We start from the raw sequence: 12,289 nt of genomic DNA on the forward strand, positions 1-12,289 counted from the left end.
TAGCCCGCATCGTTGTGCGGTGATTGCTGTTCCCACAGGCAGTGTGTGCAATGCAGCGAAAGAAAGCAAGACATCTGCGCGCGATGCATAATTACGTCATGCCCGCCAAAGTAAAACGGCGAGCTTTCGCCCGCCGTTCTCGAGTCGCTATTGTGCTACCCGCAATCACGTTCTGCCGAATTCATCGACGATACGGATAATGTCGTCCTCGCCGAGATAGGAGCCCGTCTGTACTTCGATGAGTTCCAGCAGGATCTTGCCCGGGTTGGCCAGGCGGTGCACTTCGCCGAGGGGGATATAGACCGACTCGTTTTCGCGCAGCATCTGCACGTTCTCGCCGACTGTCACTTCTGCCGTGCCCTTGACGACGATCCAGTGCTCGGAGCGATGGTGATGCTTCTGCAGCGACAGCTTCTTGCCCGGCAGCACGAAGATGCGCTTGACCTGGAAGCGATCACCGTTGAGCACCGAGGTATAGCCGCCCCATGGGCGATAGGAGGTCGGGTGCGTCTCCGTGAGTTTTGCCGTCTTCTTCTCGCTCGCCAGCAATTTGACGAGCTTGCCGACTTCCTGGCTGTCCTTCAAATGACCGACATAGACGGCGTCTTCGCTGGCGATGACGGCGATATCCTCGAGCCCCTGCACGGCGACATGCAGGCTATGGCTCATGACGAGCGAGTTCTTCGTGTTGACGAGCGTCGTGGCGCCTGTCGTGACGTTGCCGCTCTCATCGCGATTGCCGACTTTCCAGACCGAATCCCAGCTGCCGAGATCGGACCAGATGAAGGGAGAGGGGACGACGGCTGCGTTCGCCGTCTTTTCCATCAGCGCGTAGTCGATGGAAATATTCGGGCTCTTGGAGAAATGATCCGCATCGAGGCGGGTGAAATCGAGGTCGCGCGTCGATTTGGAAACGGCCTTGCCGGCCGCCTTTTCGACCTCGGGGGCGAATTCCTTCATCTCGGATACGAGCTGGGCGGCGGAGAACATGAACATCCCCGAGTTCCAATAGAAATTGCCGCTCGCGACCATCTCCGTCGCCTTTTCCAAGGCTGGCTTCTCAACGAAGCGCTTGACGGCGTGAGCACCGGTCGAAAGAGCCTTGCCGCTTTCGATGTAGCCATAACCGGTAGCGGGTTCGGTCGGCGTGATGCCGAAGGTGACCAGCTTGCCCTGAAGTGCTGTGTCTCGCGCCAGGCGCACGCAGTCGTAATAGGTCGTGGTGGCGTCGATCTCATAGTCGGAGCCGAGGACGTGCATGATTGCGTCCTTGCCGAAAAGATCGGTGACGAGCACTGCGGCGGCGGCAACGGCGGCAGCCGTGTTGCGGGCGACCGGCTCCAGCAGGATGGATGCCAGCTTCAGGTCCAGCTCACGCGCCTGTTCGGCGACGAGGAAGCGAAATTCCTCGTTGGTGAGAACGATCGCCGCCTCATAAAGCTCAGGATCCGCGACGCGTTCCAGCGTATTCTGGAACAGCGTCCTGTCGCCGATAAACTGGATGAACTGCTTTGGCGCGGAGGCGCGCGACAGCGGCCAAAGCCGTGTGCCCTTGCCGCCTGCCATGATCACCGGAACGATTTTGGCTGTCATGCTCTGCCTCCCCTGGACGCTTCATTCTGGAATTGCTCGTGAAAATACACAATCAATACTCTATGCGGTTACGTTTCGCGGGCAACTTCAATCGCGATTGCGTTATTTTTTCATGAAACGCCAGCGTCAATATTTCGGGATGGCAAAGATTCTGTGCTCGGGGGCGGAAGTTTCAACGGAAATCCAGCGAATAGGCGGAGACGGCATAGGCGAGCGCCACAAAAAGCATTCGCCCATGCACAGGAAGTGGCCGCGGGCCGAAGACCCGCGAAGTATTTCCTTATCGCTTAAGCTTCCGCCCTGTCTGGCTGTTTATCAGCCAGTGCCGCATCGGCGGCGGCGTTGCGCCTATTGTAGCGGATCGACGACCAGAGCGAGATACCGATCAGGGTCGCGCCGCCAAGGCCGGTGATGACCTCGGGTATATGCACCAGCGTCTGCACATACATGATCACCGAAAGGATCAGGATGGCGTAGAATGCACCATGCTCGAGGTAACGGTAGTGGGCAAGCGTGCCCTTTTCCACCAGCATGATCGTCATGGAGCGGACATACATCGCGCCGATGCCGAGGCCGATGGCAATGATGAACAGGTTTTGCGTCAGGGCAAAAGCGCCGATCACACCATCGAAGGAGAAGCTCGCATCAAGGATTTCGAGATAGAGGAAGGCGCCGAAGCCGCCTCTTGCCGCCGCGCTCATTGTCTGTTGCGAGGCGTCCAGGAAGCCTGCCAGAACCTCGACAAGCAGGAAGGTCAGCAGGCCATAGATCGAGGCATGAAGGAATGTCGTCGCATCGTCGCCGTCTAGAATGTAGGTAAAGGCGAGGACAATAACGAGCACGAAGGCGATTTCAACACCCTTGACGGTGGCGTAATGCGCCATGCGCTTCTCTATAAAGCCGATCCAGTGCACGTCCTTCTCATGATTGAAGAAGTAGGTCAGGCCGACCATCATCAGGAAGGTGCCGCCGAAGGCTGCGATCGGAAGATGCGCGGCCCGCATGATCTCGCCATACTGCTCCGGCTTGGTCGCGGCGAGCTTCAGCGCTTCCCAGGGGTCAATCCAGGCGGCGATGGCCACGATTGCCAGTGGAAAGATGATGCGCATGCCGAAGACGGCAATGATGATGCCCCAGGTCAGGAAGCGATGCTGCCAGACGGGCGTCATTTCCTTCAGCTTGTTGGCGTTGACGATGGCATTGTCGAAGGAAAGCGAAATTTCCAGCACGGCCAGAACCGCACAGATGAAGAAAGCTGTCGCGAGGCCGCCGAGCGTACCCGTGGTGTTCCAGCCTAGAAAGGCTCCGAGAGCGAGGCCGCCGACGGTGACGGCGAAAGCCCAGCCGAAATAACTGAGCACGGATTTGGAGGCGGTGGGTGGCGTCATCGATGCACCTCGCCGCGAAGGAGATTGAATCCCGAAAAAGCGCGCAGCCGTATGCCAAAGACGGCATGCGGGTGAGGCATGGTCAAGCTGTTCATGGAAAAAGTCCGCCGGCTCATCTGCAGGCGGTACCGACATCGCGAGAGCGCCGTAAAAACTCTCGCCAGAGGGGCCCGGCACCAAAGTTCAATCCGTCGCCGATGTCAGTAGGCGCGGAGATGTCTATAAATTAGTGAAACCACGACGCACGTCAAGGGCGAGCAGCTGAAATCGCCAAGGCGGTGGCGGCTCGGAAAATCGAGAATTTGGGGAACCAAACGGAAAAGGTGGCGTTTGCCCTTCAGGCTTGCCCGTACAACGCGTCTTGCCTGGATGACCGACCTCGATAGGAGAACCTCCGATGAGCCCCAATCCCAATCACGGCAAAACGCAGAATCAGAAGCCGCCATTGACCGAACGGCAAAAGAAGGCCCGCTCGAACACGCTGCGCCAAGCGCAGGTCCTGCCGCCGCATCAGGTCGACCTTACATTACATCCGGTGACGCATGAGGATGTTCACGTGCCGGCCCATATCAACGGTGCGGACCTGTCGCGCGAAGCACCGTCTGATGCCAATCATGGGCACAAGCCGAAAAGCGGTTCGCGGCATTGATGCGGCCGCGCCGTTTCACGAACCGCGCCTATTTATGGCGCGGTGTCTTGCCGTCTGATGTAAAGATGCCGTTGAAGCTCATCTCAGGCGATTTGGCCGAGCATTGAATCGTGATCGCCTTTCCTTCGTAAGGATTTGCGAAAGTGCAGATGCCCTTTGCTGCGACCTGATTCGATAGCTCGTTGCCGACACCCGTCGAGATGACGTCGATCGGCAATTGCGCCGTGCCCTTCTGGCTGCCCGGCTTGATGCCTTTGCCATTGCCACGGAAGCCGAGCATTTTGCCGCCGGACGTGAAAATGAAGGTCACGGAGCCGTCAGGCGCGGTCACGCTGGCGAGTTCCGACTTGCAGCCCTTGGAGGCGTCGAGCTTGCCGACCACGAGTTTGGAGCATTTTCCCGTGACGACGGTAGCGCCCTGCGTGGGAAAATTCTCCATGGTCGCAGCAGCGGCCGATGTGGCGACAAGCGCCGTCAATCCAAAAGCAATGCCTGCGAATCGCATAAGAAGGGCTCCTTTCAAGCCCTTGCAGATTCGCCGATCAAATTGTGGCAGTCAACCCGAAGCGTTGATGCGCCGGTATTGCGCGCCTTATTCCGGTACGAGCGAGCCGATCAATTGCAGCAGTGCATTCTGCCTGTTGCCGCCGCCGGCCAGGAATTCGTAGAGCGTCATGGATTTTTCACTGCCGCCGTCGACCGTGTAGTCGGCTTCACGGATGACGAAGACTTCGCCGCTTTCCGTGTCGCGGGCGAGGTGGAAGTGATACTCGTCCCCATTCGGCTTGTGGTTTTTATAGAAATGCCGCTTTACGACCGTCATATCGTCCTCCCGTACGACCGATGCACTGATATGACAGTAGGATGACGGCGGGCTTGGAAGTCAAGCGGCTTGTGGGGGGGCATGTCTCAAGTCAGGATCGCCGCGAACATCAGCATGTGATTGGATATCGGCAAAAAGGCGATTATTCTAAATCCTGCGCTCGAATATTCGAGCCGCTACAAGCGGGAGATCGAAGCTCATGAAAATGATGTTGGCTTTGGGTGCGATATTGAGCCTGGCGTGCGTCTCCGCCGGTGAGGCGCCGTCAAATTATCAGTCTTATCATGGTGGCATTCGTGTCGACAGCGATCCAGTGTTGCTGGCGAAATATGGCAGGGCTCTCAACTATTGCGAACCCGAGGCGTACTCTTGGCGGCGCGGCTCGCCGGATCCGGAGAGCACGCTTTACACGCTGGCCTTGAGGAACTGCCTTTACCGCCAGGGTTTCCTCGATCGCGGCCTCTATGCCTACCCGCTCACGGCGGTATTTCGGCACGTACTGGAGCAATGATCTCCGTGATTCGTTGCTGCTCGCCGGACATGCCTGTCGCGTGACGCAGGCTCGATAGAAAGCTCGAACGCATCACGCCGAGGTAAAACTAAAAAGGGCCTTTCGATTTCTCGAAAGGCCTTGCTTTTCAGCGAATTAGGATGGTGGGCGTGACAGGGATTGAACCTGTGACCCCTACGATGTCAACGTAGTGCTCTCCCGCTGAGCTACACGCCCATCCGATGGCGGCGCATAGATCACAAAACCCCTGGTGCCGTCAATAGGCTTTTTTTCGGTTTTGTGACGAGGCCGCCGGAAGCCTTACGCGGCAAGGAGTTTGTTGACTTCGTCGACCAGCTCGCGGAGGTGGAAAGGCTTGGAAAGAACCTTCGCATCCTTCGGTGCCTTCGAATCAGGGTTCAGTGCAACCGCTGCGAAACCGGTGATGAACATCACTTTCAGGTCGGGATCGAGTTCGGTCGCGCGGCGCGCCAACTCGATGCCGTCCATTTCCGGCATGACGATGTCGGTCAGAAGCAGCGAGAACGGTTCTTCGCGCAGCCGGTCGTAAGCACTTGCTCCATTGTCAAAGGACAAGACCTTGTAGCCGGCTTTTTCGAGCGCCTTCACAAGGAAGCGACGCATATCGTTGTCATCTTCGGCAAGAAGTATCTTCTGGGTCATCATCTCTATCGCTAATCAATCTTGTCTTTGTGGGGGCATGTCCAGCGTTTAGGTTAGCGCTCCGCCGTAAACAAGCCGTGAATGGTGAGCGATAACGCGCCTATCCGGCATTTGTTCGAGGCGCAAACGCATTCCACGAAAACCTCTCAGGTTTCCGTTGAACGCGCATCCCGATATTTCGTTTATGGCGCTTTGGATTAAGGCCATTTCGGTCAAGTTACTATGGACTTGCCGTCATGCAACTGGCAACATGATGATTGCGACAAGTTGTTGACATGGTAAAGACGTTGATGTCCGCGGAAATGCGCAGTTACGAGATTTTCGAGGTATTGGAGCCTGCCTCCCAGACGATACCGTTCGTCTATAGTTCGCCGCATAGCGGCCGCATTTATCCCCCCGAATTCGTCGCGCAATCCCGCCTGCAGGGCATCGCTATCCGCCGTTCGGAAGACCACTATGTCGATGAGCTTTTTTCGGCGGCGAGTTCTCTCGGGGCGCCGCTGCTGTGCGCCAATTTTCCGCGTGCCTATATCGATGTGAATCGCGAGCCCTATGAGCTCGATCCGCGCATGTTCGACGGCGCGCTGCCGCCCTATGCGAACATCAATTCGCTGCGGGTCGCCGGCGGTCTCGGCACCATCCCGCGAATCGTTGCAGAGAACATGGAGATCTATGCGCGTCGCGTCCCTGTCGAGGACGCTTTGAGGCGTATCGACACCATCTACAAGCCTTATCATGCCACGCTGCGTCGCTTGATCGCGCGCACCCATGTCAAGTTCGGCTTCGGCGTGCTGGTGGATTGTCATTCCATGCCGGGCAATATCCGGATAGCCGGCAGCAACCTGCGTCCGGATTTCATCCTCGGCGATCGGTACGGCACAAGCGCCTCGGGGGAGTTATCGCGCGCGGCGATGCAGATTCTCGAAGAGCTGGGTTTCAACGCCGTGCGCAACAAGCCCTATGCCGGCGGGTTCATTACCGAGCATTATGGGCGTCCCTCTCGTGGACTGCATGCTCTACAGATCGAGGTCAATCGCGCACTCTACGTTGATGAGACGACCCTGGAGAAGCGTGCGGATTTCGACCAGGTGGCAGCCGCCATCACGCTCTTCATGGCTCGCATCGCCGAGCATGTGGAGTCCTATACCGGCGATCCGGCGCTGGCGGCGGAATAGACCAACTTCTACTTTGTCACGCCGAACAATCGAGGTGTTCTCGCAGCGATGCGAGCGGCGGTCGCTTATTCGCGCGCATCAGCGTCGATTGACCACGCCATTTAGTTGGAGGGTTCGCACGTTCGTTGCTTGTGCAATCGGCAAAAAAGAACCGCGCTCGTGGCGCGGCTAAGTCTAGGGAGGAAACACCCAGGAAGGGCATTTACAGTCGGAAGACTGCGAGGAGATAGTGATGCCGCATTGCACAAATGTCAAGCATTTTGTTGCGCTGCAAAATATTTAGGCAATTCGAGAAAATATGCCCGATCTGCAGGCATTCCGCACGTCGGTTCATCATCCAGTTTGCTTCCCGACGCTTATGCGCTATGACATCGCCATCCCGCCACGCACCTGGATTGACCATGCTTCCCGATCGCTCGTTCTTCTATCGTCTGGCCGAAGCGGCCAAGGCCGAAACTTTGCCGCGCTTCCGGGCCGGCGTCGATGTGGTCAACAAGGAAGCCAAAGGCTTCGATCCGGTGACCGAAGGCGACCGTGCCGCCGAGGTGGCGATTCGCGCGCTGATCGAATCCGAGTTTCCTGATCATGGCATTCTCGGTGAAGAGCATGGCAGCGTCGGCCTCGATCGCGAACATGTGTGGGTGATCGACCCGATCGACGGCACGCGTGCCTTTATCTCCGGCGTCCCTGTCTGGGGAACGCTGATCGGCCTGCAGAAGAACGGCCGTGCCATCATGGGCCTGATCGACCAGCCTTTCACCGGCGAACGCTATTTCGCCGATGGCACTGGTTCCACCTATTCGGGTCCAGACGGCGAAAGGCGGCTTCAGGTTCGCGATTGCGGCAGCCTCTCGAACGCCATTCTTTTCACCACGTCGCCGCACCTCTTTGTCGGCGATGAGCTTGCCAAGTATCGCGAAATCGAGAGCCAGGTACGCCTTTTCCGTTACGGCACCGATTGCTACGCCTATGCGTTGCTTGCGGCCGGCCACGTCGATCTCGTCGTCGAAAATTCACTGAAGCCTTATGACGTCGGCGGCATCATTCCTGTTATAGAGCAGGCGGGCGGCATCATCACAACCTGGGACGGCGGTCGACCGGAGATGGGCGGGTCGATCATCGCGGCCGGCAGCCGCGCCGTCTATGAGCAGGCTCGCGCCATTCTGTCGCGCTAAGGGCTTGCCCAGGCATAGCCTTTCGGCGATTCCTCACGTGCGGGGTCGCCTAGGCTCCGGCTTCCACCGCGTAGGCATTAGCGACCGCATCACTGCCGGGAATGAAGGCATGAATGGCAGCCATAGCCTGGTTGCGATAGATATCCCGCTCCTGCAGGATTTCATGCTTGGATCCCTGGATGGGCACGAGTTGTGCGGCTCGAAAATAACGCGATAGCCGCTCTTGATCAGCATAGGGCACCACTCCGTCTCGCGTCGGCGCGATCAGAATGGTCGGAATGGGAATGGAGAACAGGTGCTCCGGCCTGTTGACAAGCTCGATCGTCCGCAAGGCTTGCGAGAGCCAGCGTGCCGTCGGCGGCCCCAGGCAGAGCTGCGGATAGGTCGTGCCGATACCTATATTGCGCCGATAGCGTTGTTCATCCGTCGTCAGCGGATTTTCAGCAAACGACCTCTCTTTGAACTTCTTGCTGAACTGCATGCGGCCCAGCCCGACATTGCTGAGCGTGCTGGAGAGAAAGCGGATCAGGTTGGGGGAGGCGCCGTGGCCCATCAGGCCGATAAAGGGTGCCGACAGCACCATGCGCTCGATGCGGCTTCCGAGTCGAGGCGCGGCGGACAGGGCGATCAAGCCGCCTGTCGAATGCGCAAGAAGAAAGAAGGGGAGGCGGGTATCCGGCAGGACGATCTTGTCGAGGAAGGTCGTAAGGTCGCGTTCGTAGTCCGAAAATCGGCGGACATGGCCACGCAGCGGATCTTTCAGCAGCCGTTCCGATCCACCTTGGCCGCGAAGGTCGAAGGTCGCAACCCAAAAGCCTTTGGCCGTGAAGTCGCGGATCGTCTCGAAATACTTCTCCATGAATTCGTTGCGGCCCTGCAGCACGACCACCGTTCCGCGGGCGATCGCCTGCTCGCAGCGGAAGACGGCATAGCGCAGCTTGCGTCCGTCGAAGCTCTCAAAGAAACCTTCGGTGCGGTTTTCCGGCACCGGATTATCTGCCGTCGAATAGAGGACCGAATCCATGACGATGTCGCGCCTCGCTGAAAGGTGGCTTGTCTTTAAGGGGATAGCGCAGGTGCGGTGAATTGCAACAGATTTATGATTCTTCCCGGCATGACGAGCGGGCGGAATGCTGCTGGAGGAGGGCGCTCCGGGCGGTCCGCAATCAGGATTTCGGCGGCGTGCCGCGACGCTCGAGCGCGGTCCGGCGGATGACATCGGCTATCTCTGGGCTGCTGCTGGACAGCATCTGGAAATCCGAGGAATAGAGCGACAGCAGCGAGACCTCGGTCGTGGCGCTGACGGTTGCCGAACGGGGCGCGCCGGTGATCAGCGCCATCTCGCCGAAGAAGCTGCCGGAGCCAAGCTCCACCGGGTTCGGCGTGGCGACGCTGACACGGCCCTCGACGATAAAGAACATCTGGTCGCCGGCCTCGCCCTTGCGGCAGATGATGCCGCCGGCGGGCACGACGCGTGGTCTCAGCGCCCGCACGATCTCGATAAGCGCTCCCGAGCCGAGTTTCTGGAACAGCGGCACGGCTGCTACCAGCTGCCAATTGCGTACGAAGTCCTGGCGGCGGACTTCTTCGTAGAAACCGGTGGCGAGAATACCGGCCCAGAGCGCGAAGATGCCGATCCCGCTCATCATCACCAGTCCCGCGAGCACGCGCCCGGCAAAGCTTTGCGGAATCTCGTCGCCATAGCCCGTCGTCGACAGAGTGACCACCGCCCACCACATAGCCAGCGGAATGCTGCCGAACTTATCCGGCTGAACGTCGCGCTCGATGACATAGGCTGCAAGCGCGGCGCCGAACAGAACGATCACGAAGATCGAGGTGACGCCGATCAGGTTGCGGGCTTCCTTGGTAAGGACCCGGCCCAGCAGCCGGAAGAATGTCGAGCCGCGCAGCGGCTTCAGGAGCCAGATGGCGCAGTAAAGACTCTGGTCGCGTCCGCGGACAAAAAAGAATGCTGCCAGGGGGACAAGAACGGAAAGGACGTCGACGGCGATTTCCAGCGTCCTGCCGTGGATGTCTCTCTTGCGCTGCATGATCAGCGTTTCGACCAACTGCAGAACATAGGCAGCCCACACGCAGGCGAGCACGATCTCCAAGGCGCTTCTGGTCTGGCCGGTGATATCTGGCGTGGTCAGTGCAGCTACCGTCGCCAGGCCGATCGTGGCGAGCAACGCATTCAGCGATGCGGAGATCTTCGAAAAGGAAAGAGCCGACATTCAATACCCCGGGACAGGCCGCCACATCGCCAGCATAGGATGTCTCCGATCCCGGCGTAAAGGGCTGGAGGATCATGTCCTGCAATCTGCGCCTTCCGCTGCTATCGCTGGCCGACATCCAGGGGAAGGCCCTTGAAAGGCTTGATTTCCTTAAGCACGAACGTCGTCTGCATCTCCTTGATGCGCGGCAGGCGGCGAACAACCGCCATGGCGAAATCCGCGTAGCTGTCGAGGTCGGTCGCAACCACCTGCAGCAGGAAATCTGCGTCTCCAGCGATGCTGTAGCACGCCACGACTTCGCTCAGCTTCAAGACGTCGCGTGAGAATTCTTCGGCTTCAGCCTCACTGTGGCTGTCGATCTTCACCCGGATGAAGGCGAGGACGCCAAGGCCGATCTGGCGTCTGTCGAGGGTCGCCGTATAACCCTGGATCACGCCGGTTTCTTCCAGCTGACGAACGCGCCGCCAGCATGGGGAGGTCGAGAGCCCGACCTCGGACGAAAGCGCCTGGTTGGTCAGGCGTCCGTCCTTCTGGAGCGCTCCAAGGATTTTCAAATCGATCTGTTCGAGTGTCGAAGGCATATCCGGCCATAATTTCTGTCAATATCGGTAGATCCTACCATATCGAATCCAGCGTCGGCAATAAAAGGTAAGATTTTCCGCGATATTGGGGGTAATCTGATCTGGAAATTAACATCAGAAACAGGCTTCTCATGCTTCCCGATATCCGCCTCGCCATTGTCATCAATCCGGATCTGCCGCTCGGGCTGATCGCCAATACTGCCAGCGCCATCGCAATCGGGCTGGGGGCGCGATTTCCAGCGCTTGCCGGGCAGCAGCTGACCGACAGGGAAGGGCGCACCATCGACATCAGCTCGAACATGCCGGTTCCGATGCTGCAGGCAGACGCCGATACCATCCGGTCGCTGCTGCTGAAGGCCTTGACGCAGCAGGGTGAACGGGCGGTCGTTGCCTTTCCCGCCTTTGCGCGCTCGCTGCACGATTACAGGGAATATGAGGCAACCTTTCCCGACCGCGACCTCAACATGGAGGTGGCCGATGGCCTGGGAATAGCCGGCCCGTCGAAATGGGTGAAATCGCTGACGGGTTCGTTGAAGTTGTTGCGGTAGTTGCCTGCTCGGCGCAATTCCAGACCGAAACCGCGTTACATTTTGCTTGGAATCGACCGGGGCGCAAAGAAAAAGGCCGGCTTGCGGAGATAGAGAGATCCGCTTCGCCGGCCGAGCAAGACTGAAGAAGAAGGGACGATACACTTCAGTCATCGGATGATGGTGTTCCGATGGTTTATTGATAGACCCGCGAGGCTGAACGGGTTCCGAACCACCCGTTCATCTGCGGTTCACGCGAACGGGCTGGCAAATAGCGGCGGTTTGGAAGGGGGCTTGAACTCCGGAAAGGCGATCCCCATCTCTTTTTTGCGGGTGCCAAACGGGCCTGCGAAACCGTCCCGAGGCCGCCAGGAGTGGGGTCATGGGACAAAATAGATATCGCAATCGTCGCTCACAGGAGGACTCCATGCGTCACGTAGACTTCTCTCCCCTTTACCGTTCCACCGTCGGTTTCGACCGTCTTTTCACCATGCTCGACAGCCTTGGTCAGCCGGATCAGGCTCAGACCTATCCGCCCTACAATATCGAACGCACGGGTGAGAATACCTATCGCATCACCATGGCCGTTGCCGGTTTCGATGAAAAGGAACTGAGCATCGAGGCTCATGCCCATGTCCTTCAGGTCAAGGGCGAAAAGAGCGAAGAGCCGGCTGAAACCAGCGAATATCTCTATCGCGGTATCGCCAAGCGCGCCTTCGAGCGTCGTTTCCAGCTCGCCGACCATGTCGAGGTCCAGGCTGCTTCTTTGAAGAATGGTTTGCTGCACATCGATCTGCTGCGCAACATTCCGGAAGCCATGAAACCCCGTCGCATCTCCATCGCCGCCGAGCCGGTGGAAACCCCGAAGGCCATCGAGGCTCACATAAACTAAGTATGGCCGACGGTTTCAACCGTCATGCCGGGACTGACGGTCTTGGACCGTCAAGTTCCTGATCCTCCCAAGATCAAA

At 58.5% G+C, this 12,289-nt stretch carries 14 protein-coding genes and 1 tRNA gene; 6 read left to right on the plus strand and 9 right to left on the minus strand.

Annotation, left to right across the window (positions count from 1 at the left end):
* Positions 1–165 precede the first annotated feature (165 nt).
* Positions 166–1,593, minus strand: a complete 1,428-nt coding sequence (locus tag GGD46_RS05295) for a mannose-1-phosphate guanylyltransferase/mannose-6-phosphate isomerase (RefSeq protein WP_184702514.1) — start codon at positions 1,591–1,593, stop codon at positions 166–168.
* Positions 1,594–1,880: 287 nt separating this feature from the next.
* Complete coding sequence (locus GGD46_RS05300; protein WP_184702516.1) at positions 1,881–2,981, minus strand: DUF475 domain-containing protein; 1,101 nt, start codon at positions 2,979–2,981, stop codon at positions 1,881–1,883.
* A 397-nt stretch (positions 2,982–3,378) separates the two neighbouring features.
* Here GGD46_RS05300 and GGD46_RS05305 point away from each other — a divergent pair, with 397 nt between their 5' ends.
* The gene (locus GGD46_RS05305; RefSeq protein ID WP_184702518.1) at positions 3,379–3,630 is read left to right on the plus strand and encodes a hypothetical protein; all 252 of its coding nucleotides are present in this window, start codon (positions 3,379–3,381) and stop codon (positions 3,628–3,630) included.
* A gap of 28 nt (positions 3,631–3,658) precedes the next feature.
* Here the strand turns inward: GGD46_RS05305 and GGD46_RS05310 are convergent, their stop codons facing one another.
* On the minus strand, positions 3,659–4,135 hold the full coding sequence (locus GGD46_RS05310) for a hypothetical protein (protein ID WP_184702520.1): 477 nt from the start codon (positions 4,133–4,135) through the stop codon (positions 3,659–3,661).
* Positions 4,136–4,222: 87 nt separating this feature from the next.
* Entirely contained in the window at positions 4,223–4,453 is a 231-nt protein-coding gene (locus GGD46_RS05315) for a hypothetical protein (protein ID WP_184702522.1), read from the minus strand.
* A 199-nt stretch (positions 4,454–4,652) separates the two neighbouring features.
* Between GGD46_RS05315 and GGD46_RS05320 the strand changes: the two genes are divergently transcribed.
* Entirely contained in the window at positions 4,653–4,964 is a 312-nt protein-coding gene (locus GGD46_RS05320; RefSeq protein WP_184702524.1) for a hypothetical protein, read from the plus strand.
* Positions 4,965–5,105: 141 nt separating this feature from the next.
* Here the strand turns inward: GGD46_RS05320 and GGD46_RS05325 are convergent.
* A tRNA-Val gene (locus GGD46_RS05325) sits at positions 5,106–5,180 on the minus strand.
* Between the two features lie 84 nt (positions 5,181–5,264).
* Positions 5,265–5,627 (minus strand): response regulator CpdR1, encoded by a 363-nt coding sequence (cpdR1, locus tag GGD46_RS05330; RefSeq protein WP_004117561.1) that lies wholly within the window; start codon positions 5,625–5,627, stop codon positions 5,265–5,267.
* A gap of 275 nt (positions 5,628–5,902) precedes the next feature.
* Here cpdR1 and GGD46_RS05335 point away from each other — a divergent pair, with 275 nt between their 5' ends.
* Together GGD46_RS05335 and hisN are read left to right on the plus strand one after the other, a co-directional pair.
* A complete protein-coding gene (locus GGD46_RS05335; RefSeq protein ID WP_246806216.1) occupies positions 5,903–6,802 on the plus strand; it encodes an N-formylglutamate amidohydrolase in 900 nt (299 codons plus the stop codon).
* A 401-nt stretch (positions 6,803–7,203) separates the two neighbouring features.
* The gene (gene hisN / locus GGD46_RS05340) at positions 7,204–7,977 is read left to right on the plus strand and encodes a histidinol-phosphatase (RefSeq protein WP_184702525.1); all 774 of its coding nucleotides are present in this window, start codon (positions 7,204–7,206) and stop codon (positions 7,975–7,977) included.
* 49 nt (positions 7,978–8,026) lie between these two features.
* On the opposite strand, the gene GGD46_RS05345 is transcribed toward hisN, so the two are convergent.
* The 3 genes from GGD46_RS05345 to GGD46_RS05355 all read right to left on the minus strand — a co-directional run bounded on the left by GGD46_RS05345 (position 8,027) and on the right by GGD46_RS05355 (position 10,792).
* The gene (locus tag GGD46_RS05345) at positions 8,027–9,001 is read right to left on the minus strand and encodes an alpha/beta fold hydrolase (protein WP_184702527.1); all 975 of its coding nucleotides are present in this window, start codon (positions 8,999–9,001) and stop codon (positions 8,027–8,029) included.
* Between the two features lie 142 nt (positions 9,002–9,143).
* Positions 9,144–10,211: a cyclic nucleotide-gated ion channel gene (locus tag GGD46_RS05350; RefSeq protein WP_184702529.1), complete on the minus strand. Its 1,068-nt coding sequence runs from the start codon at positions 10,209–10,211 to the stop codon at positions 9,144–9,146.
* Positions 10,212–10,312: 101 nt separating this feature from the next.
* Positions 10,313–10,792 carry an Lrp/AsnC family transcriptional regulator gene (locus GGD46_RS05355; RefSeq protein WP_184702531.1) on the minus strand — a complete coding sequence of 160 codons (480 nt, stop codon included), beginning with the start codon at positions 10,790–10,792 and terminating at the stop codon, positions 10,313–10,315.
* 131 nt (positions 10,793–10,923) lie between these two features.
* Here GGD46_RS05355 and GGD46_RS05360 point away from each other — a divergent pair, with 131 nt between their 5' ends.
* On the plus strand, positions 10,924–11,340 hold the full coding sequence (locus GGD46_RS05360) for a DUF2000 domain-containing protein (protein ID WP_184702533.1): 417 nt from the start codon (positions 10,924–10,926) through the stop codon (positions 11,338–11,340).
* Between the two features lie 406 nt (positions 11,341–11,746).
* Positions 11,747–12,211: an Hsp20 family protein gene (locus GGD46_RS05365; protein WP_015341097.1), complete on the plus strand. Its 465-nt coding sequence runs from the start codon at positions 11,747–11,749 to the stop codon at positions 12,209–12,211.
* Positions 12,212–12,289: the final 78 nt, after the last annotated feature.

This window comes from Martinezella lusitana (genome assembly GCF_014207095.1).
Taxonomy (GTDB): Bacteria; Pseudomonadota; Alphaproteobacteria; order Rhizobiales; family Rhizobiaceae; genus Rhizobium; species Rhizobium lusitanum_B.

Excerpts from the sequence above, each read along its gene's own strand:
- GGD46_RS05305 (WP_184702518.1), top strand. The coding sequence starts at position 3,379 with ATGAGCCCCAATCCCAATCACGGCAAAACGCAGAATCAGAAGCCGCCA.
- GGD46_RS05335 (WP_246806216.1), top strand. The coding sequence starts at position 5,903 with ATGGTAAAGACGTTGATGTCCGCGGAAATGCGCAGTTACGAGATTTTC.
- GGD46_RS05300 (WP_184702516.1), bottom strand. The coding sequence starts at position 2,981 with ATGACGCCACCCACCGCCTCCAAATCCGTGCTCAGTTATTTCGGCTGG.
- GGD46_RS05360 (WP_184702533.1), top strand. The coding sequence starts at position 10,924 with ATGCTTCCCGATATCCGCCTCGCCATTGTCATCAATCCGGATCTGCCG.
- GGD46_RS05355 (WP_184702531.1), bottom strand. The coding sequence starts at position 10,792 with ATGCCTTCGACACTCGAACAGATCGATTTGAAAATCCTTGGAGCGCTC.
- GGD46_RS05320 (WP_184702524.1), top strand. The coding sequence starts at position 4,653 with ATGAAAATGATGTTGGCTTTGGGTGCGATATTGAGCCTGGCGTGCGTC.
- GGD46_RS05345 (WP_184702527.1), bottom strand. The coding sequence starts at position 9,001 with ATGGATTCGGTCCTCTATTCGACGGCAGATAATCCGGTGCCGGAAAAC.
- GGD46_RS05350 (WP_184702529.1), bottom strand. The coding sequence starts at position 10,211 with ATGTCGGCTCTTTCCTTTTCGAAGATCTCCGCATCGCTGAATGCGTTG.
- GGD46_RS05365 (WP_015341097.1), top strand. The coding sequence starts at position 11,747 with ATGCGTCACGTAGACTTCTCTCCCCTTTACCGTTCCACCGTCGGTTTC.
- hisN (WP_184702525.1), top strand. The coding sequence starts at position 7,204 with ATGCTTCCCGATCGCTCGTTCTTCTATCGTCTGGCCGAAGCGGCCAAG.
- GGD46_RS05310 (WP_184702520.1), bottom strand. The coding sequence starts at position 4,135 with ATGCGATTCGCAGGCATTGCTTTTGGATTGACGGCGCTTGTCGCCACA.
- GGD46_RS05295 (WP_184702514.1), bottom strand. The coding sequence starts at position 1,593 with ATGACAGCCAAAATCGTTCCGGTGATCATGGCAGGCGGCAAGGGCACA.
- GGD46_RS05315 (WP_184702522.1), bottom strand. The coding sequence starts at position 4,453 with ATGACGGTCGTAAAGCGGCATTTCTATAAAAACCACAAGCCGAATGGG.
- cpdR1 (WP_004117561.1), bottom strand. The coding sequence starts at position 5,627 with ATGACCCAGAAGATACTTCTTGCCGAAGATGACAACGATATGCGTCGC.